The sequence below is a fragment of the Paenibacillus timonensis genome (assembly GCF_022427145.1).
GTDB lineage: Bacteria > Bacillota > Bacilli > Paenibacillales > Paenibacillaceae > Fontibacillus > Fontibacillus timonensis.
This window is the reverse complement of sequence record NZ_JAKSXN010000022.1, coordinates 1-20,680: the sequence shown is the minus strand read 5'-3', so window position 1 is coordinate 20,680 and position 20,680 is coordinate 1. Positions and strand designations below refer to the sequence as shown.

Genomic DNA, 20,680 nt, shown 5'->3' with positions numbered 1-20,680 from the left:
TGCTAAAAACCCGATTTTAAATCTTTTATTGAAAAGGTGGATTTAAAATCGGCTTCTCAGCACGAAGGGGGGACAAGGAAGCGGACTCGGCGTCGAATCTTGAATTCAGCCGGGCCTTCCGCTGCTCACGTAGCCTCCAGCTACGCTGCGCTGCTCAGTCCCTAGCTTCATCCAACCTTCTTGGTGCTAAAAACCCGATTTTAAATCTTTTATTGAAAAGGTGGATTTAAAATCGGCTTCCCATCACGAGGCGATTCTTCGCATGCTGGGCTAACGGACTCCAGAGACCTTATAGGTGTAAACACGAAGGGTTTTGGAAGCTAACGGACCTCAGAGGCCTTAATTGGGCGAAAGTCATCCAGTTGAGCTTTTTTGCTTTAAATAAGGTCACTGGAGTCCGTTGCGGCGAGAAATAGTCGGGAAATAGATAATTAACGGCGCTACAGTCCGCTAGAGTGATTTGGTCGCTATAAATCTCTTGGCTCTCTTGAATCTCTTTGAATTTCTGTGAACACGAGGTGCAACATGAAGAAAATCGCGTTGATCGGTTCGACCGGTTCCATAGGCACGCAAACGTTGGATGTACTCCGGGCATATCCCGAGGAATTTCGGCTCGAAGGATTAGCGGCTGGCAGCAATGTTGAGTTGTTTGCCCGGCAAGTCCAAGAGTTCCGGCCCCGAAAAGCATCTGTGGCCACCAAAGAATTAGCCGACCGGATTCGTCCGCAGCTGCCTGAAGGCGTTGAGCTTTATTACGGCGAGCAGGGCTTGGTCGAAGTGGCGGCGGGCACCGATGCCGATACGGTGGTGACTGCCATCGTCGGCAGCGCGGGGCTGCCTGCGACGTTAGCGGCGATCGAGGAAGGCAAGCATATCGCGTTGGCGAACAAGGAGACGCTGGTGACGGCCGGACACCTGGTAACGGAATTGGCCCGGCGCAAGGGCGTGGCGCTGCTTCCCGTGGATAGCGAGCACTCCGCCATTTTTCAATGCTTGAACGGCGAGCACCGGGAAGAAGTCAGTCAAATTACGTTGACAGCCTCCGGCGGATCGTTCCGCGACCTGACGCGCGAACAGCTGCGGGAAGTCACGGTGGAGGATGCCTTAAAGCATCCCAACTGGGCGATGGGCGCCAAAATCACCATCGATTCAGCCACGATGGTCAACAAAGGATTGGAAGTGATCGAAGCCCATTGGCTATTCGGTCTTCCTTTTGAACAAATCGGGGTTCTGTTGCACCCGGAAAGCATCATCCACTCCTTCGTTGAGTATCGTGACGGCAGCGTGATCGCCCAGCTCGGAACGCCGGATATGCGCGTGCCGATCCAATATGCGCTCACTTATCCGCATCGCTGGACTTCCGCAGCGAAAAGACTGTCGCTGGCCGAGGTCGGGAAGCTGCATTTTCGCGAGATGGACTATGACCGGTTCCCTTGTTTAAGACTAGCCTACGAATGTGGTAAAATAGGAGGTACGGCAACCAGCGTTTATAACGCCGCGAATGAAGCAGCCGTCGCCCGGTTTTTGAAGGGGGATATTCCCTTCTTGCAGATCGAGACGATTATTGAGAAGGCTTTAGCCAAACATGTAGCGCAAGCCCATCCGGATCTGGAAACGATTCGTGAGGCCGACCGCTGGGCCAGATCCCTGGCCGATACGCTGTAAACTCTCTAGCTTCGTTGCATCGCTTCGTGATCAAAGGCTGGAGGTGGCGGTATTCTCTTGTGCCTGATCGGAGAATATATTAATCTAAAGTAACGTTGGACGATCCGTGGCCAGAAGGGGGATGCTTACGCTTGGAATTGCTGAAAATCATATTTTTGACGGTGCTCATGTTTTTCGTCATCGTCACGGTGCATGAATGGGGACATTACTTCTTTGCGAAGCGCGCCGGCATTTTGGTACGGGAGTTTGCCATCGGTTTTGGTCCCAAGCTGTTGTCATTCAAACGGGACGAGACCCAGTTCACCTTGCGCTTGCTACCGTTTGGCGGGTACGCGCGTATGGCGGGCGAGGATCCCGAACTGATTCAAATCTCGGACGGACAGACCATCGCCTTGCGACTGGAGAACGACCTGGTTCGGAAGATATATCTGGACCGCTTGGACAGCCGTAAAAACGTGATTCGCGGCGAGGTACAGCATATCGATTTGGAAGACGATCTTGCGGTACGCTTGGACGTGGACGGCGAAACGCTGACCTACAAAGTGCATCCGCAGGCGATGATGGTGGCGAAAGGGAAAGAGACGCAAATTGCCCCAAGAGACCGGCAGTACGGCAGCAAAACCGTGGGGCAGCGCGCCTTATCGATTTTCGCGGGTCCGCTGATGAACTTTATTTTGGCGTTCGTGTTGTTTGCCTTGCATACGCAAATGGCGGGAATTCCGCTGGACCAACCTAGCCACCTGCAAATCGGCGAAGTCATGAAAGGGATGCCGGCTGCAGAAGTTGGGCTGAAAACGGGAGATATTATCGAAACGATCAACGGAACTCCGGTGGGGACCGATGCGAATAAAATGATCGAAATGATCCAGGCTTCGAAAAATCAGCCGATGACGTGGACGGTTAAACGCGGCGAAGAAACGCTGAAGGTGACGATCACCCCGAAAGGGGCAGAGAACGAAGACGGCAAAATCGGTAGTACGATTATCACCGTTTTCCCGACGCGCAGCGCGTCCTTCGGGGAGACGTTCCAGGTCGCAGGGGAGGACATGGTCAACACGACCAAAGCGATTTTCCTCGGTTTCCAGCAGTTGATCAACCGCTTTAACATGGACGATTTGGGAGGTCCGGTCCGAACGTTTGAGGTTACAGGCCAAATCGCGAAGCAAGGGATCGTGCAGTTGACGTATTGGGCGGCGATTTTGAGCCTCTACTTGGGGATCTTTAACCTGTTGCCGATTCCGGCGCTAGACGGAAGCCGTCTTATTTTCCTGGGGGTCGAGGCCCTGCGCGGCAAACCGATAGATCCAAACCGCGAAGGCATGGTGCATTTCATCGGATTTGCGATGCTGTTCCTGCTCATGATTGCGGTCACTTATAACGACATTTTGCGCTTGATTCACGGCTGATCCTGACGAAGGCGGCTTTGATCGGCGCACGTGTACATTAAACTTGTGGTTTTAACGGGAGGACAAAGGTTCTTATGGCAAACGAGGAGAAACAATTCGTCACGGAGATTACCCCGCAGGGAGTGGACTTTTCCCGCTGGTACATCGACGTAATCAAAAAAGCGGATCTCATGGATTACTCGCCGGTTCGCGGCTGTATCGTATTTAAGCCGGACGGCTACGAGATCTGGGAACATATCCAGGCCGAGCTGGACCGCCGCTTCAAGGAAACTGGCCATCGCAACGCTTATTTCCCGCTGTTTATTCCGGAGAGCTTCTTCCAGAAGGAAAAAGAACACGTCGAAGGCTTTAATCCGGAGCTCCCTTGGGTGACGGAAGCGGCCGGAGAGAAGCTGGAGGAGCGTCTCGCGATCCGTCCGACGTCCGAGACGATGATCGGGCATATGTACGAAAAATGGATTCAGTCTTACCGTGATCTTCCGGTGCTGATCAACCAGTGGGCGAACGTCGTCCGTTGGGAGAAACGTACGCTGCCATTCCTTCGCACGAGCGAATTCTTATGGCAGGAAGGCCACACCGCGCATGAAAACGAGCAGGAAGCGCGCGAAGAAACGATGCGGATGCTGGAAATTTACCGCGATTTCGTGGAAAATTATTTGGCGATTCCGGTTATCGTCGGCCAAAAAACGCCGTCCGAGAAATTCGCCGGTGCAGTCGACACCTACTCGATCGAAGCGATGATGAAAGATGGCCGTGCCGTGCAGGCAGGCACTTCCCACTACCTGGGTACCAACTTTGCCACGGCATTTGATATTCAATATTTGAACCGCGAAAACGTTCGCGAATATGTTCACACCACCTCTTGGGGCGTCAGCACCCGGTTGATCGGTTCGCTGATCATGGTGCATGGGGATGACCGCGGATTGGCTCTGCCGCCGAAGGTCGCTCCGAAGCAGGTTATGATCATTCCGATCGGGCCGCCGAAAACTTGGGAAGCGGTCGTAGGCAGAGCCGACGAATTGTTCGCCGACCTGAAGAAAGCGGGCATTCGCGTCGGCATCGATGATCGCGCGGACTTCCGCCCAGGCTGGAAGTTTAACGAATACGAAATGCGCGGCGTGCCGGTTCGTATGGAAATCGGGCCTCGAGATATGGAGAACGGCGTCTGCGTGCTCGTCTCCCGCATCAGCGGCGAGAAGAAGGTCGTACAGCAGGACCGTTTGGTCGAGGAGGTTCAGGCGATGCTGGAGCAAGTCCATCAAGAAATGTACGAGCGGGCCAAGGCTTTCCGCGAGGAGCATTTCTACAGCGTCGACAGCTTGGATGAAATGAAAGCGAGCATCGAAGAGAAACGCGGCTTTACTTTGGCCGGCTGGTGCGGCTCGGAAGCTTGCGAACGCCAGGTCAAGGAAGAAACGGGAGCGACCAGCCGCAATATCCCGTTCCATCCTCAAACGATCAAAGACACCTGTCTCGTTTGCGGAGATAAAGCGAAGCATACCGTCGTTTTTGCCAGAGCCTATTAAGAAAAACGGTCGCGTGAGGGTCCCGCTATAGCGTCGGGAAACTGGGGACGCGGGCGAACGACACAACCACTAGAGGGCTTTCGGCAGTCAGCGCCTGCAGGCTTTTCACGCCGCCGGCCAACCGCCGGAAGCCTTTTTTCGATCCATGGCAATAAGTCAGCTAGCAAGGTGAGGGGAGAGGACATGACCGAGACGCAAGACAAGAGAAACCGGCTGGAGCTGTTGATGAAGCAGGCTGATGTGCCCGCTTCGCTGATCGACCCGTATTTTCTTGACGGACATATCGAAAAAGTAGAGGTCAGCCGCAGCAATCGGGAGTGGAGAATCACCATTCAGAAGGATACGCTGGTGCCGGCCCAGGCCTACCGTACGTTTTGCCTGCGGGTAAGGGAACGAATGGAGCATATCGCCATCATTTCCTTTGAGTTTCATTACGGCGGCGGCGTGTCCGCCAAAGACATCGTTGGAGAGTATTGGTCGTTGTTTCTCGAATGGGTGAAACGCCAAATTCCATCGGTGAACGGCTGGATGGCGAGAGCCGGGTTTGAAGTAGACGGTGATGTGGTGACGGTAACGTTTGGAGACGCCATGGCGCTGGAATTGGCACGCAAAAAACAAATCGACAAAGCGCTTACGGCTTATTACGAAACATATTTTGGCTTGCCGTTAAGAATTAAACTGCAAACCGGCGAGTCTAACGTCGAAGCGTTTGAGGAGTTCCAGCAACGGATCGTGGAGGAAGAGCGAGAGGTCATCCAGAAGATGATGGAGAACATGACGGTTGAGGCTCCTCCGGAGGAAGTCGAAGGGGAAGTCATCAAGCTGCAGCTCGGGAACGAGATCAAGGAACAGCCGGTACCGATCCAGCAACTTCAGGACGAAGAGAAGAAGATTACGATCCAGGGCACGATTTTCGGCCTGGACCGCAAGGAGCTGCGGAACGGCAATACGTTGTTTATGTTTTTCCTGACCGATTTTTCCGATTCCCTGCAGTTGAAATTGTTCGCCAAAAATAAAGAAGACTTGAAGGTCATGGGGCAGCTCGCCAACGGCAAGTGGATCAAAGCGCGGGGCAAAGTGGAAATGGACCGCTTTATGCCGGTCCCCGAGTTGGTCATGATCCCTTCGGATCTATGCGAAGTATCCGCGCCGCCGGGACGCAAAGACAATGCGCCGGAGAAGCGGGTCGAGTTCCATCTGCATACGACGATGAGTACGATGGATGCCGTAACGCCGATCGGCGATTATGTGAAGATGGCCGCCAAATGGGGACATAAAGCGATCGCCGTAACCGATCATGGCGGCGTGCAAAGCTTCCCGGATGCGGCGAAAGCGGCGAAGAAAAACGGCATCAAAATGATTTACGGCGTAGAAGCCAACGTCGTGAACGATAACGTGGCGGTCGTGCTAAACCCGCGCGGCGACGAATTGAAGTCCGCGACTTATATTGTTTTTGACATCGAGACCACCGGCTTGTCGGTTACCCAGAACAAAATCATTGAAATCGCAGCGGTGAAAATGCAGGAGGGCAAGGAGATCGATCGTTATGCGACCTTCGTCAATCCGCATGAACGCATCCCCTATCATATTCAACAGCTGACGAATATCAACGACGATATGGTGAAGGACGCCCCCGATGTGGAGCCGGTGCTCAAGAGGTTCGTCGAGTTCGCGGGGGACGCGATTCTGGTTGCCCATAACGCCCGGTTTGACTACGATTTCGTCAACGCGAAGCTGAAGGAACTGGGGCTTCCGATTATGGAAAACCCGGTGCTCGATACGTTGGAGCTCGCCCGGATGTTATTCCCCTCCATGAAGAATCACCGGCTGAATACGCTCGCTGCCAAATATAAAGTTTCGCTGGAGAACCACCACCGGGCGATCGATGATACGCTAGCGCTCGGAGAGATTTTGAACGGCTTGTTGGATGACGCCGCCAAGATCGAAGGGTACAAAACGCTGGATCGCCTAAACGACAAGGTCGGGAAGGACTTGACCAATGCTCGTCCGTTCCACTGCGGGATTTATGCGCTGAACCAGGTTGGCAAGAAAAACCTGTTTAAGCTCATATCGATGTCGCACACCGAGTATTTCAAGCGGGTTCCCTGCATTCCCAAATCCAAGCTGGTGGAGATGCGAGAAGGGCTGTTGATCCTGTCCGGCTGCGAGAAGGGCGAATTCTTCGAAACTGTGCTGAACAAGTCGGTCGAGGAAGCCGAAGTCGTCGCTGAATTCTACGACGTGCTGGAGATTCAACCGCTCACGATGTACATGCATCTGGTGGAAAAAGGGTTGGTCGGCAGTACGGAAGAGCTGGAAACGGCTCTACGCAAGGTTGTCGAGATCGGCATGAAGCTGGATAAGCCGGTCATTGCTACCGGGAACGTGCATTATCTGGATCCGAAAGACAAGCTGTTCCGCGACATTACGATTCACGGCATCACCGGTTTCAGTCCGCTGAAGGATATCCGCAAACCGGATGCGCATTTCCGGACGACGGAGGAGATGCTGGAGGAATTCGCTTTTCTGGGTCAGGAGAAGGCCTTTGAAGTCGTGGTGACCAACACTTCGAGGCTGGCGGACCAATTCGAGGAATTGGAGTTGTTCCCGGACAAGCTGTTTACGCCGATCATCGAAGGGGCGGACGAGGAAATCCGCCGGACTTGCTACGATACGGCCAAATCGGTTTACGGCGAGGATTTGCCCGAAGTCATCATCAAACGTTTGGAGAAAGAGCTAGAGCCGATCATCAAATACGGATTTTCGGCCAACTATCTGATCTCCGAGCGGCTCGTGAAGAAGTCGAACCAGGACGGTTACCTCGTCGGTTCCCGGGGTTCGGTCGGCTCGTCGGTGGTCGCGTTGTTTCTGGGTATATCCGAGGTTAATCCGCTGCCAGCGCATTACATCTGTTTGAATCCCGAATGCAAGTACAGCGAATGGTTCCTCGACGGCAGCGTGCCCAGCGGTTTCGACCTTCCCGACAAAACCTGCCCGAAATGCGGCGGCAAGCTGAAGGGCGAAGGCCAGGACATCCCGTTTGAGACGTTCCTGGGCTTTAAAGGCGACAAGGTACCGGATATCGACTTGAACTTCTCCGGCGAATATCAGCCGGTGGCCCATAACTACACCAAAGTGTTGTTCGGGGAGAAGAACGTATTCCGCGCCGGAACGATCGGTACGGTCGCCGAGAAAACGGCTTTCGGATTCGCCAAGAAATACGAGGAAGAGCATAACAAGCACTGGCGGGGCGCCGAGTTGAACCGTCTGGCGGCGGGATGTACCGGCGTCAAACGGAGCACGGGCCAGCATCCCGGCGGGATCGTCGTCGTGCCGGATTACATCGAGGTTGAAGATATCACCCCGGTACAATACCCGGCCGATGATACCGAAGCCGAATGGAAAACGACGCATTTCGATTACCACGCTTTCGACGCGAACTTGCTGAAGCTCGATATTCTAGGACACGATGATCCGACGATGATGCGGATGCTGCAGGATTTGACCGGAGTCGATCCACAGACTATTCCGATGAATGATCCGAAGGTCATGAGCATGTTCAACTCGACGGAGTCGCTTGGCGTCACGCCGGAACAGATTCGCACGCCGGTAGCCACCTACGGCATACCGGAAATGGGAACGAAATTCGTCCGTCAGATGCTGGTGGAATCGCAGCCATCTTCTTTTGCCGACTTGCTGCAAATCTCCGGGCTTTCCCACGGCACCGGCGTATGGCTCGGCAACGCGCAGGAACTGATCAAAAACGGCACCTGCAACATTAAGACGGTTATCGGCTGCCGCGACGATATCATGCTGTTCCTCATTTATAAAGCGGGCATGGATGCCGGCTTGGCCTTTAAAATTACGGAGAGCGTTCGTAAGGGGAAAGGGCTGACGCCGGAATGGATCGAAGAGATGAAGAAATGCAAAGTGCCGCAATGGTACATCGACTCTTGCCTCAAGATTCAGTACATGTTCCCGAAGGCGCATGCCGCCGCTTACGTTATCTCCGCGGTGCGGACCGCCTATTTCAAACTGTATTATCCGATCGAATATTATGCGACGTATTTCTCGGTCCGCGGCGAGGATTTCGATATCGAGCTGTGTTGTCAGGGGTATGAGGCAATCTACCGTAAAATCGAGGAGATCGAGCAGAAGGGCTTCCAGGCGCTTCCGAAGGAAAAAAACATGCTGCCGATCCTGGAGATGGCGCTGGAGATGACGGCCCGCGGCTTCCACTTCAAGCCGATCGACCTGTATCGTTCCGACGCTACGAAATTCATCGTCGACGGCGATTCGCTGATTCCGCCTTTCTCGGCGCTCGCCGGCATCGGGGAGAATGCGGCCAAGAATATCGCCGCGGCGAAAGAGCAAGGCGAGTTCCTCTCGGTGGAGGATTTCCAGCAGAAATCCAAGGCGAGCAAAACGATCGTCGAGCTCCTGAACTCCATGGGCTGCTTCCGCGGCCTGCCGGAAAGCAACCAACTGTCCTTATTTTGATTCCGCGCGTTTGGAGCACCGAGAAGGTTGGACGAAGCTTAGGGACTGAGTGGCGGAGCGTACGTTTTGGGTACGCGAGCAACGGAAGGCCCGGGTGAGTTCAAGATTCGATGCCGAATCCGCTTCCTGTTGTAGCTTCGTGATCGAAAGATGGCTTTTTTAACTACCTATACAGTAAAGGTGTTTTACTTGTCACTTGGTATGTACTATGTTATAATTTTTTTGGCAATCATGAAGATAGAACCGTTGTTAAAGAGTGGGGAAACCCACTCTTTAATCTTTGGTATATAGGATTGAATTATTGGAGGTAATGTACGCTTGAGCACACCGAAGATCAAAGCGACCGTCGAGCAAATGGTCACGCCTTATTTGGAGGAGAACGGCTTTGAACTGGTTGACGTGGAATACGTCAAGGAGGGGAGCAACTGGTTCCTCCGCGTATTCGTCGACAAAGACGGCGGCATCGATATCGATGACTGCGGCCGGATCAGCGAATACCTTAGCGAGAAGCTCGACGAGAACGATCCGATTCCGTCGGCTTATTTTCTGGAAGTGTCTTCGCCGGGAGCGGAACGCCCCTTGAAGAAAGCCGAGGATGTATCCAAGGCGGTCGGCAAAGACGTATTTGTTACTACATACGAACCGGTAGACGGCCTGAAAGAATTTGAAGGCCGGCTCCTTTCCTTCGATGGCGACGAAATGGTCGTCGAAGTCGGGAAGAAGCGTCACGCCATTCCATATAATAAAGTCGCCAGCGCAAGATTGGCCATTATTTTTTAGAGGTAGTTCAAAAAGTCATTTTTTGATCACGAAGCAGGTCAAGAAGCGGATTCGACATCGAATCTTGAATTCAGCCGGGCCAAGCGGATGTTTCTTTCGGAAACATTTCAGTAGCTCACGTACGCAAAACGTACGCTGCGCTACTCAGTCCCTAGCTTCATCCAACCTTCTCGGTGCTCCAAACCTGACTTTTTGAACTTATACTTCTAGTGTGACCTACGGGGAATCATGAAAGGGGGAACTCGAGGCAAATGAGCATGGATTTTATCGAAGCCTTGAATGAATTGGAAAGGGAAAAAGGGATCAGCAAGGATATCTTGTTCGAAGCGATCGAAGCGGCGCTGATTTCCAGCTACAAGCGCAACTTTAATACGGCGCAAAACGTGCGTGTGGATATGAACCGCCATACCGGCGCAATCAAAGTGTATGCCCGCAAGCTCGTAGTTGAGGAGGTTCTCGATCCGCGGACGGAAATTTCGTTGCCTGCGGCACGCGAGATCAATCCCAACTATCATCTTGACGACATTACCGAAATCGAGGTAACCCCTCGCGACTTCGGCCGGATCGCGGCGCAAACCGCCAAGCAGGTCGTCACGCAGCGCATTCGCGAAGCGGAGCGCGGACTCATTTATAATGCGTTCGTCGAGAAGGAAGAGGACATCGTGACCGGGATCGTGCAGCGCCAGGACTTGCGCAACATCTACGTCGATCTCGGCAAGATTGAAGCCCATTTGCCGCTGAACGAATTGATGCCAAACGAGAAGTTCAAGCACGGCGACCGGATTAAAGCGTACATCACCAAAGTGGAAAATACGACGAAAGGACCGCAAATTTTGCTGTCCCGTACGCATCCGGGCTTACTGAAGCGTTTGTTCGAGCTGGAGGTTCCGGAAATTTTCGACGGTGTGGTGGAGATTCGTTCCGTGGCCCGCGAAGCCGGCTTCCGTTCCAAAATTGCCGTCTACTCCCGCAATAGCGAAGTCGATCCTGTCGGCTCCTGCGTTGGCCCGAAAGGCTTGCGCGTGCAAACGATCGTCAACGAGCTGCGCGGAGAGAAGATCGACATCGTTCGTTATTCGGAAAGCGTGGAGGAGTACGTGGCCAATGCGTTGAGCCCGTCCAAAGTGCTCGAAGTGCAGGTGTTCGAGGCGGAGAAGATGGCCCGCGTGATCGTGCCGGATTACCAGTTGTCGCTGGCGATTGGCATTAAAGGACAAAACGCCCGCCTCGCCGCCAAATTGACCGGTTGGAAAATCGACATTAAGAGCGAAACCCAAGCGGAAGAGGAATTCGGCAGAGAAAAAACCGATCAAGGCGAAATGCCTCAGGATTCCATCTCCGTGGACTAACGGGGGGTGGCAAGGATGAAGCAAAGAAAAGTACCGCTGCGTAAATGCGTAGCCTGCCAGGAAATGATGCCCAAGAAAACGTTGATCCGCATCGTTCGTTCGCCTGAGGGCGAGGTGTCCATCGACCTGACGGGCAAGAAATCAGGGCGTGGAGCGTATCTATGCGGCAAAACGGCCTGTTTCAAGCTTGCGCATAAATCACGAGCCCTTGACCGTGCGCTGAAAGCGCCGGTAGGGTCCGAGGTGTATGAGCAGCTGGCTCGCGATTTCCTGGCCGTGGAGGATGAGTTCCTCGCCGCTCAGGCGCGGGAAGAGGATGAAGATGAATAAGGCCCAGTCGTTGTCTGGACTTGGCCTCGCGATGCGGGCCGGTAAACTGGTGACCGGGGACGAAATCGTCCTGAAGGCGATTCGGTCGGGGGAAGCCAAGCTCGTGATTGTAGCGGGCGACGCTTCAGCCAATACGCAGAAGAAATTCCGCGATAAATGCGGGAGCTACAAGATCCCGCTGATGATCGGATTCGACCGGGAAACGCTCGGAGGGAGCGTAGGCAAACCGGAACGGGTGGTTCTGGCTCTCACCGATCAGGGGTTTACCGAGATGATACGCAAAGCGATCTTGAAAACATCGGAGGTGGAGTATATTGAGTAAACAAGACAAACAAGATAAGCTCAGGGTGTATGAATACGCCAAATCGCTCAACATGAGCAGCAAAGAAATTATTACCATTCTTAAGCGTCTTAATATCCCGGTCAACAATCACATGAGCGTTATGGAGAACGATACCGTCGCCCGTGTTGAGCAGTTTTTCAAGGATATTAAGAGCAATGCGGCGGCGAAACGAGAAAACTCGGGACGTAACGATTCTCCTGCCAAATCGCCGGCACCGGCTTCCGCAGGAGGAAGCCAAACACCGAAAGCTTCAGCCGGAGAATCTTCCGGTCATCGCGGAGATCAAGGACGCCATGTTCAGGGCAGCGGAAACGCACCCGTCAAAAACCAAAATCAACAGGAAAAGCAGGTAAGCATGAATAATAAACCAAAATCAAACCCAAATGTAGCGAGCGGCAGCACGGCTGTTCAAGAAAGATCGGGCCGTCCGAACGGCGGCAATCATCAAAACTCTCGTCCGCAAGGTCAAGGCGGAGGAAATCCGTCCGGCGCAAACCGGAACCCGCAAGGCAACCGGGGGCCAGGTCAAGGCGGTCAGCCGCGTAACGACGGCGGCCAACGCCAAGGACAAGGTCAAGGTCAAGGCGGCGGGGGTAACCGTGGGCCCCAGCAACAAAACCGCAGTTTTACGCCTAGCAACGGCAATAATGGCGGCGGTGGGAACGGCGGCGGCTTTAGCGGCGGCAAAGGCCAAGGTCAAGGCCAGGGGCAAGGCCAAAGAAGAGGGAACAACAACAATAATGGCGGAAGAAACCAAAGAGGTTATGAGGATAACCGAAATGGCGCCAATTTTAGAAATAATCGCGGCGGTAAGGGCGGACGCGGCAAAGGCGGTCCTCAACAGCCTCAGCGCGAGAAGATCGACAATACGCCGAAGAAAATTATCGTCCGCGGCACGATGACGGTTGGCGAAACCGCCAAATTGCTGCACAAGGACGCTTCCGAGGTCATCAAGAAGCTGATCTTGCTTGGCGTCATGGCGACGATCAACCAAGAGCTCGATATCGATACCATCCTGCTGCTTGCAGGTGACTTCGGCGTCGAAGTGGAAGTGAAGATTCCGGTCGAGGAAGACCGTTTTGAAACGATCGAAGAGGTCGACGAAGAAGCGGACTTGAAAGAACGTCCACCGGTCGTTACGATCATGGGTCACGTCGACCATGGTAAAACCACGCTGCTTGACGCTATCCGCTCCACGAACGTGACCGGCGGAGAGGCCGGCGGGATCACGCAGCACATCGGGGCGTACCAAGTCGAAATCAACGGCAAGAAGATTACGTTCCTGGATACCCCGGGCCACGAAGCGTTTACGGCAATGCGTGCCCGCGGTGCGCAGTTGACGGATATCACGATCATCGTGGTTGCCGCCGACGACGGCGTGATGCCGCAAACGGTCGAAGCGGTCAACCATGCCAAGGCAGCGGGATTGCCTATCATCGTGGCCGTCAACAAGATCGACAAACCGGATGCCAACCCGGATAAAGTGAAGCAAGAATTGACAGAATATGAGCTTGTACCGGAAGAATGGGGCGGCGACACGATTTTCGTCAATGTTTCGGCGAAGCAAAAGATCGGGTTGGAAGGCCTGCTTGAAATGATTCTGCTGGTGGCGGAAGTCAACGAATACAAAGCCAACCCGGATAAACGCGCTCGCGGCGCGGTCATCGAAGCCGAACTGGATAAATCCCGCGGCCCGGTAGCGCGCGTGTTGGTTCAACACGGGACGCTGAAGGTCGGCGACGCTTTCGTTGCAGGCAACTGCTTCGGCCGCGTTCGTGCGATGGTTAACGACCGCGGACGCCGCCTGAAAGAAGCTGGACCTTCGACACCGGTGGAAATTACCGGTCTGAACGAAGTGCCGCAAGCCGGTGATCCGTTTATGGTATTCGAAGATGAACGTAAAGCTCGTTCGATCGCTGATAAGCGGGCTATTACGCAGCGTCAATCCGATCTGGGTTCGAATACCCGCGTCACACTGGATGATCTGTTCCGCCATATCAAGGAAGGCGAAATCAAAGATCTGAACGTGATCATCAAAGCCGACGTGCAGGGTTCGGTTGAAGCGCTCAAAGGCGCACTCGAGAAGATCGAAGTCGAAGGCGTTCGCGTTAAGATCATTCACAGCGGGGCCGGTGCCATTACCGAATCCGATATTATCTTGGCGGCAGCTTCGAACGCGATCGTGATCGGTTTCAACGTTCGTCCGGACAACCAAACGAAAGCCACGGCGGAGCAGGAGAAAGTCGATATCCGCTTGCACCGCGTCATTTACAACGCGATCGAAGAGATTGAGCAGGCCATGAAAGGGATGCTTGATCCGGTTTATAAGGAAACCGTCATCGGTCACGCCGAGGTCCGCAATACGTTCAAGATCAGCAAGGTCGGAACGATCGCAGGCTGTATGGTGACTTCCGGCAAAATTACCCGTTCGGCGGAAATGCGCTTGATTCGCGACGGGATCGTCGTATACGAAGGCAAAATCGATTCTCTGAAACGTTTCAAGGACGACGCCAAAGAAGTCGCTCAAGGTTACGAGTGCGGGATTACCCTGGACAATTATAATGACCTTAAAGAAGGCGACGTCATCGAGGCGTTCATCATGGAAACGGTTGAACCGAAGTAAGGTGGGTGTCTAGAATGGCCAAAAATCGTACCGGCCGCGTAGGCGAACAGATTAAAAAAGAACTTAGCGTGCTCATCCAGAGCGAACTGAAAGATCCGCGCATCGGTTTTGTCACGGTGACCGGGGTCGATGTGACAAGCGATTTGTCGCAGGCCAAAGTTTACCTCAGCGTGTTTGGCGACGAGGAGAAAAAAAGCGAATCCTTAAAAGGGCTAGAGAAAGCAACCGGCTTCCTGCGCACCGAAATCGGGAAACGAATCCGGCTGCGCCACACGCCGGAGTTGATTTTCAAAATCGACGAATCCATCGCTTACGGCAGCCGGATCGAAAAGCTTCTCGGCGAAATCACGCACGAGCACGAAGAATGATAATCAAATGGAATCTAGAAGGAGACGGCTATGCAGACGACCTATGAACGGGAGCTGAGTCAGAGCAAGGAGTTTTTGACTCAGAACGATCATTTCCTTATCGTGTCGCATGTTCAGCCGGACGGTGACGCAGTCAGTTCCACCCTTGCGGTGGGCTGGCTTCTGTCATGTCTGGGTAAAAAATTCGTGATGGTCAACGAAGGTCCGATCCCGAAGCGGATGCGTTACCTTTGGCATGCAGAGGAAATTCTCGATTTGTCGGTCACCCCGCTGGACCGCCAGTTTGATCACGTGATTTGCGTGGATTGTGCGGATTTTAAACGGGTAGGCACCACGCATGAACGTTTTGCCGAAGGAGCACGGCTACTGAACATCGATCATCATCCGACCAACGACCACTACGGGACGGTGAATCTCGTTGTGCCTCATGCGGCGGCCACCGCCGAGATCTTATTCGATCTGATCAACCATATGGGGCTCGAATTGGACGAATCCGTAGCTACGGCACTTTATACGGGACTACTGACGGATACCGGCGGGTTCCGGTACTCCAACACATCGCCGAAGGTCATGGCGGCTGCCTCCAAATTGCTGGAGTACGGCGTGGACGGTCCCGGCTTATCCGAGCTGCTGCTGGAGCAAATGACGTTGCCGCAGCTCCGCTTGCTGACCCGGGCCTTAAACGGTCTCGAGCTTACGGAAGACGGGAAGATTGGCTGGGTGTCTGTAACGGACGAAGATTTGAAAGCGACAGGTGCAGTTCACGAGGATATGGAAGGCATCGTGAACTACCCGCGGAATATTCAAGGAGTCGAAGTGGGGCTGTTGTTTAAAGTCATTAACGAACAAGCCGTTAAGGTGAGTATGCGATCCGCCGGGAAAGTGGATGTTGCCCGAGTCGCCCAGAGCTTTGGCGGCGGCGGACATGTCCGGGCCGCGGGCGCTCGAATTGAAGGCACCTTAAACTCGATCATCCCGAGGGTGCTGGAGCAAGTGAGGCAGCAGCTATGAGTTCATACGAAGGCATTTTGCCGATCCACAAGCCGGCCGGTTTCACTTCGCATGATGTGGTTGCCAAATGCCGCGGAATCTTGAAAATGAAGCGGATCGGCCATACGGGAACGCTTGACCCGGCGGTCACGGGCGTCTTGCCCCTATGCTTGGGACGCGCGACGCGAATGGTAGAATATCTGCAGGAGTTGCCGAAGGAATACGAGGCGACGCTAGTGCTTGGAATCGCGACCGATACGGAGGACATGACGGGCGAGATCATCGAACAGGTGGAAGAGGTCCGAGTCACGGAAGAGGAAGCCGGGCGCGTGTTGTCCCGCTTCGTCGGGACGATCTCGCAAATCCCGCCGATGTATTCCGCGTTAAAGCAAGACGGCAAACGCTTGTATGAGCTGGCACGAGAAGGGAAAACCGTGGAGCGTAAACCCCGGGAAGTGACGATTCATGAGCTGGAGCTGCTGGCCTTCCATCCGGAGGGACCCCATCCTCGTATCTCTTTTCGGGCGTTATGCTCCAAAGGGACTTATATTCGTACATTATGCGTCGATATCGGACGAGCTCTAGGTGTGCCTGCGGCGATGACCGAGCTGAAGCGGACGATGTCGGCCGGCATTACGGAGTCGCACTGTTTGACGCTGGACGAAGTTGCTCGTCATGCCGCAGGCGGATCGCTGCAGGCGTATCTGCTGCCGGTTGATCGGGCCGTGGAGCATTTGCCGGCCCACACCGTCGCAGCCGAGAAAGTTAAGGCCGCTTTGCAAGGGCAACGGCTATCTCCTGCTGCGGTATCTCCAGCCGTTCAACGCGGCGAAACGTTGCGGCTCTACAGTCCAGAACAGCAATTTTTAGGCATCTTCCGGGTGGAAGAGGAGACGATGGCCGTGAAGGCCGTCAAAGTGTTTTTACCCGAATAGGCCTCATGAAATGCGTATTCCGAGGGAAATTGCAGGTGACACGATCATGGAAACGATAAGATTAGCTTATCCACTAACCGAATCATTTATTGAACAAAATGCTCGCCCCCAAGTGCTGGCGATCGGCCAATTTGACGGGCTTCACCTGGGACACGCCAGCGTGATCGATTCCGCTGTGCGGTTGGCCGGGGAACTGGGCCTTCCCGCCTCCGTCATGACCTTCCACCCGCATCCAAAGGAAGTCATGAAGAAGGGCGATTATGACGGATATTTAACGCCTCCGGAGGAGAAGGAGCGAATTCTGCGCGATATGGGCGTGGATTACGTATATATCGTCGAATTTAACGATGCTTTCTCCCGAGTGAGCCCGCAAAATTTCGTATCGGGTATCCTCGTCCCGCTTAAGGTGCACACCGCGGTTGTAGGATTTGACTTCCGCTATGGCTACCGGGGCGAAGGCGATGCGGGGATGCTGCGCGAATTGAGCGGTAACGTTCTGGACGTGAACACGGTGCCGCCGTTCTTGATCGACGGAGAGAAGGTCAGCAGCTCGGGAATCCGTAAAGCGCTCCAGGAAGGCCAAATCGAGCTGGCCAATCGCTGGCTCGGACGGACGTACGCGCTGAAGGGGACGGTCATGCACGGTGAAAAACGCGGGCGCCAGCTCGGGTTTCCAACGGCTAACCTCAAGCTTGCGGAGCATTATGTCGTGCCGGCCAGCGGGGTATACGCGGTACGGGTTACCCATGAAGGGAAGACCTACTCCGGCGTGATGAACGTTGGAGTTAAGCCGACCTTTCATGAGGATGGCAAGGTCTTTTGGCTGGAAGCCCATCTGTTCGAGTTTTCCGGCGAGATTTATGACGAGAGCTTGTCCGTGGAGTTGGTTCATTATATCCGGGAAGAGCGCAAGTTCGGCTCGCTTGATGAGCTGATCGCACAAATCGGACAGGATGCCGACACGGCCAAACGTTTACTGAACGCTACCCGCTAACCAAGCTGGACTCGGCATTTACTTTGCCCATCGGCTGTGGTATACTATGTAACGTTGTCACGCGGAAGAACATGTTTTTTCCAAACGGCAGCAAGAACCTTGGCTTGGTTGCGCGGTTTCACCGCCGGCGACGAGGCTAATGGCGATTTGAGATAAAGGAGGTGAACAGGATGGCATTGACTCAAGAACGTAAACAACAATTGATCCAAGAGCACAAAACTCATGAGTCCGATACCGGATCCCCTGAGGTGCAAATTGCTATCCTTACGGAGAACATCGTGAATTTGACGGACCACTTGCGCACGCACAAGAAGGACCATCATTCCCGTCGCGGTCTTCTGAAGATGGTTGGTCAACGTCGTAAGCTGTTGGCTTACCTGAAGAACAAAGACGTAAAACGTTACTCCGCTTTGATCGAGAAACTTGGATTGCGTCGTTAATTGGACATGTTTGATAAAAGCAGCCTAGTTGCATGGCGGACGCTGGCAAAGCGTGCGGTGTGCGGCCGGGTTGCTTTTTACAAATTAGGGCTTGTTGCGATAAGCTTCCACGAAAAGCTCCGTCAGGAGCTTTTGTTATGAGGAGATTGTTCTGCTGCCGGAAAGCCGTTCATCATTATGAATTGCCGAAAAGCAGGAAATAATGAACTCAGTACCGAACTTGTAATGGTGATAAGGAGGGATTTCATGCAGAATCAAGTGAAAATGGATTTGGGGGGAAGACCTCTCATCCTGGAAACCGGCCGATTGGCCAAGCAAGCCAATGCGGCCGTCATGGTCCGCTATGGCGATACGGCGGTGTTATGTACGGTGACGGCTTCTTCGGAACCCAAGGATTTGGACTTTTTTCCGTTGACCGTCAATTATGAAGAGAAATTGTATGCAGTCGGCAAAATTCCCGGCGGCTTCATTAAACGGGAAGGACGTCCGAGCGAAAAAGCGATTCTGGCCAGCCGGTTGACCGACCGACCGATTCGCCCGCTGTTCCCGGAAGGTTTCCGTAACGACGTGCAGATCGTGAATTTGGTCATGAGCGTGGATCAGGACTGCGAGCCGGAAATTGCGGCGATGATCGGGACTTCCGCGGCGCTTAGCATTTCCGACGTTCCGTTTAACGGGCCGATCGGCGGCGTCGCTGTAGGGCGGGTTAACGGACAATTCGTGATTAACCCGAACGTGGCTGAGCAAGAAGCCAGCGACATTTACGTGGTCGTAGCCGGTACCAAAGACGCCATCATGATGGTGGAAGCGGAAGCGAACGAAGTGCCGGAAGAGGTCATGCTCGAAGCGATCATGTTCGGTCATGACGAGATCAAAAACATCGTAGCCGTCATCGAAGAGCTCGTTAAAGTCGCCGGCAAAGAGAAAATGCAAGTGAAGCTGCATGCGGTAAATGAGGATGTGAACCGGGAAGTTCGCGCTTTTGCCCAGGATCGCTTGGTTGAAGCCGTGAAAATCGCGGAGAAACATGCACGTCAGGATGCGATTGATGCCATCAACGACGAAACGGTGGCTCACTTCGAAGAGAAATACATAGAATCGCCGGAGCTGCTTGCCGATGTGAAGGAAGTTTTGCATGACATCGTCAAGGAAGAAGTGCGCCGGTTGATCACCCATGACAAAGTGCGCCCTGACGGCCGCAAACTGGATGAAATTCGTCCGATCGAATGCGATATCAACCTGCTGCCGCGTACGCACGGCTCCGGTCTGTTTACGCGCGGACAAACGCAGGCGCTTAGCGTATGTACGCTGGGGGCGCTGGGCGATGTTCAAATCCTTGACGGGATCGACCTGGAAGAGTCGAAACGCTTCATGCACCATTACAACTTCCCGCCGTTCAGCGTGGGCGAAGCTCGTCCGCTGCGCGCTCCGGGCCGCCGCGAGATCGGTCACGGCGCTTTGGGCGAACGCGCGTTGTCTAAGGTCATTCCGCCGGAATCCGAATTCCCTTATACGATTCGTCTCGTATCGGAAGTATTGGAGTCGAACGGTTCCACCTCTCAAGCGAGCATTTGCGCAAGCACGCTGGCCATGATGGATGCCGGCGTTCCGATCAAAGCACCGGTTGCCGGGGTAGCGATGGGCTTGATCAAAGACGGCGAGCATGTCTCGATTCTGACCGACATCCAAGGGATGGAGGATCATCTCGGCGACATGGACTTCAAAGTGGCGGGTACCTCGGAAGGCGTGACAGCCATTCAAATGGATATCAAGATCGACGGCATCGACCGGCAGATCCTGACCGATGCATTGAAGCAAGCGAGAGAAGGACGGATGTTTATCCTGTCTAAAATGATGGAGCGTATCCAAAAGCCGAAGGAGCATTTGTCCCCTTACGCGCCGAAGATCGTCATCATGCAAATCAATCCGGACAAGATCCGCGATGTCATCGGGGCCGGCGGCAAGATCATCAACAAGATCATCGAGGAAACCGGCGTGAAGATCGATATCGAACAAGATGGCCGCGTGTACATTGCTTCCACCAGCGAAGAGATGAACAACAAAGCGCGTTCGATCATCGAAGGAATCGTCAAGGAAGTCGTGGTCGGCGAAATTTATGTCGGTACCGTTAAGCGGATCGAGAAATTCGGCGCTTTCGTCGAGATTTTGCCGGGTAAGGACGGTTTGGTGCATATTTCCCAACTGTCGACGGAACGCGTAGCCAAAGTGGAAGACGTCGTGGCGATCGGCGATACGGTGACCGTCAAAGTGACCGAGATCGACAACCAAGGACGGATTAATCTTTCCCGCAAAGCGGTACTTACCGCAGAAACGGAAAAATCCCCTTCCAATTAAATAACGCATTTGACGACGCAGGCGAACCTTGCGGGAAAAGAGACAGAATGAATCAATTCTGGCTCTTTTTTAATGC

15 protein-coding genes are annotated in these 20,680 nt (G+C 53.9%); all 15 read left to right on the top strand.

Going from position 1 to position 20,680, the window contains the following annotated elements; all coding sequences use genetic code 11:
• Window positions 1-525: 525 nt before the first annotated feature.
• The 15 genes from MJ257_RS10500 (at window position 526) to pnp (ending at window position 20,604) form a co-directional block, all read left to right on the top strand.
• Window positions 526-1,665 (top strand): 1-deoxy-D-xylulose-5-phosphate reductoisomerase, encoded by a 1,140-nt coding sequence (locus tag MJ257_RS10500; RefSeq protein WP_240269209.1) that lies wholly within the window; start codon window positions 526-528, stop codon window positions 1,663-1,665.
• 131 nt (window positions 1,666-1,796) lie between these two features.
• Window positions 1,797-3,071 (top strand): RIP metalloprotease RseP, encoded by a 1,275-nt coding sequence (gene rseP, locus MJ257_RS10495; protein WP_240269208.1) that lies wholly within the window; start codon window positions 1,797-1,799, stop codon window positions 3,069-3,071.
• Between the two features lie 74 nt (window positions 3,072-3,145).
• Entirely contained in the window at window positions 3,146-4,597 is a 1,452-nt protein-coding gene (gene proS, locus MJ257_RS10490) for a proline--tRNA ligase (RefSeq protein WP_240269207.1), read from the top strand.
• Between the two features lie 183 nt (window positions 4,598-4,780).
• Window positions 4,781-9,097 carry a PolC-type DNA polymerase III gene (locus MJ257_RS10485; protein ID WP_240269206.1) on the top strand — a complete coding sequence of 1,439 codons (4,317 nt, stop codon included), beginning with the start codon at window positions 4,781-4,783 and terminating at the stop codon, window positions 9,095-9,097.
• Between the two features lie 318 nt (window positions 9,098-9,415).
• Entirely contained in the window at window positions 9,416-9,877 is a 462-nt protein-coding gene (rimP, locus tag MJ257_RS10480) for a ribosome maturation factor RimP (protein WP_240269205.1), read from the top strand.
• A gap of 251 nt (window positions 9,878-10,128) precedes the next feature.
• Window positions 10,129-11,226 (top strand): transcription termination factor NusA, encoded by a 1,098-nt coding sequence (gene nusA / locus MJ257_RS10475; RefSeq protein ID WP_240269204.1) that lies wholly within the window; start codon window positions 10,129-10,131, stop codon window positions 11,224-11,226.
• Between the two features lie 15 nt (window positions 11,227-11,241).
• Window positions 11,242-11,556: an RNase P modulator RnpM gene (rnpM, locus tag MJ257_RS10470; RefSeq protein ID WP_240269203.1), complete on the top strand. Its 315-nt coding sequence runs from the start codon at window positions 11,242-11,244 to the stop codon at window positions 11,554-11,556.
• The gene (locus MJ257_RS10465; RefSeq protein WP_240269256.1) at window positions 11,549-11,878 is read left to right on the top strand and encodes a L7Ae/L30e/S12e/Gadd45 family ribosomal protein; all 330 of its coding nucleotides are present in this window, start codon (window positions 11,549-11,551) and stop codon (window positions 11,876-11,878) included. The genes rnpM and MJ257_RS10465 overlap by 8 nt, the downstream gene beginning before the upstream one ends.
• A complete protein-coding gene (gene infB, locus MJ257_RS10460) occupies window positions 11,871-14,522 on the top strand; it encodes a translation initiation factor IF-2 (protein WP_240269202.1) in 2,652 nt (883 codons plus the stop codon). The genes MJ257_RS10465 and infB overlap by 8 nt, the downstream gene beginning before the upstream one ends.
• A 14-nt stretch (window positions 14,523-14,536) precedes the next feature.
• On the top strand, window positions 14,537-14,890 hold the full coding sequence (rbfA, locus tag MJ257_RS10455) for a 30S ribosome-binding factor RbfA (RefSeq protein ID WP_178021861.1): 354 nt from the start codon (window positions 14,537-14,539) through the stop codon (window positions 14,888-14,890).
• A 30-nt stretch (window positions 14,891-14,920) separates the two neighbouring features.
• Entirely contained in the window at window positions 14,921-15,901 is a 981-nt protein-coding gene (locus tag MJ257_RS10450) for a DHH family phosphoesterase (protein WP_240269201.1), read from the top strand.
• The gene (truB, locus tag MJ257_RS10445) at window positions 15,898-16,815 is read left to right on the top strand and encodes a tRNA pseudouridine(55) synthase TruB (RefSeq protein ID WP_240269200.1); all 918 of its coding nucleotides are present in this window, start codon (window positions 15,898-15,900) and stop codon (window positions 16,813-16,815) included. The genes MJ257_RS10450 and truB overlap by 4 nt, the downstream gene beginning before the upstream one ends.
• 46 nt (window positions 16,816-16,861) lie before the next feature.
• Window positions 16,862-17,809 (top strand): bifunctional riboflavin kinase/FAD synthetase, encoded by a 948-nt coding sequence (locus MJ257_RS10440; RefSeq protein WP_240269199.1) that lies wholly within the window; start codon window positions 16,862-16,864, stop codon window positions 17,807-17,809.
• Window positions 17,810-17,979: 170 nt separating this feature from the next.
• Window positions 17,980-18,249 carry a 30S ribosomal protein S15 gene (gene rpsO / locus MJ257_RS10435; RefSeq protein ID WP_068786003.1) on the top strand — a complete coding sequence of 90 codons (270 nt, stop codon included), beginning with the start codon at window positions 17,980-17,982 and terminating at the stop codon, window positions 18,247-18,249.
• A 246-nt stretch (window positions 18,250-18,495) separates the two neighbouring features.
• Window positions 18,496-20,604 (top strand): polyribonucleotide nucleotidyltransferase, encoded by a 2,109-nt coding sequence (gene pnp, locus MJ257_RS10430; protein WP_240269198.1) that lies wholly within the window; start codon window positions 18,496-18,498, stop codon window positions 20,602-20,604.
• The last annotated feature ends 76 nt before the right edge of the window (window positions 20,605-20,680 follow it).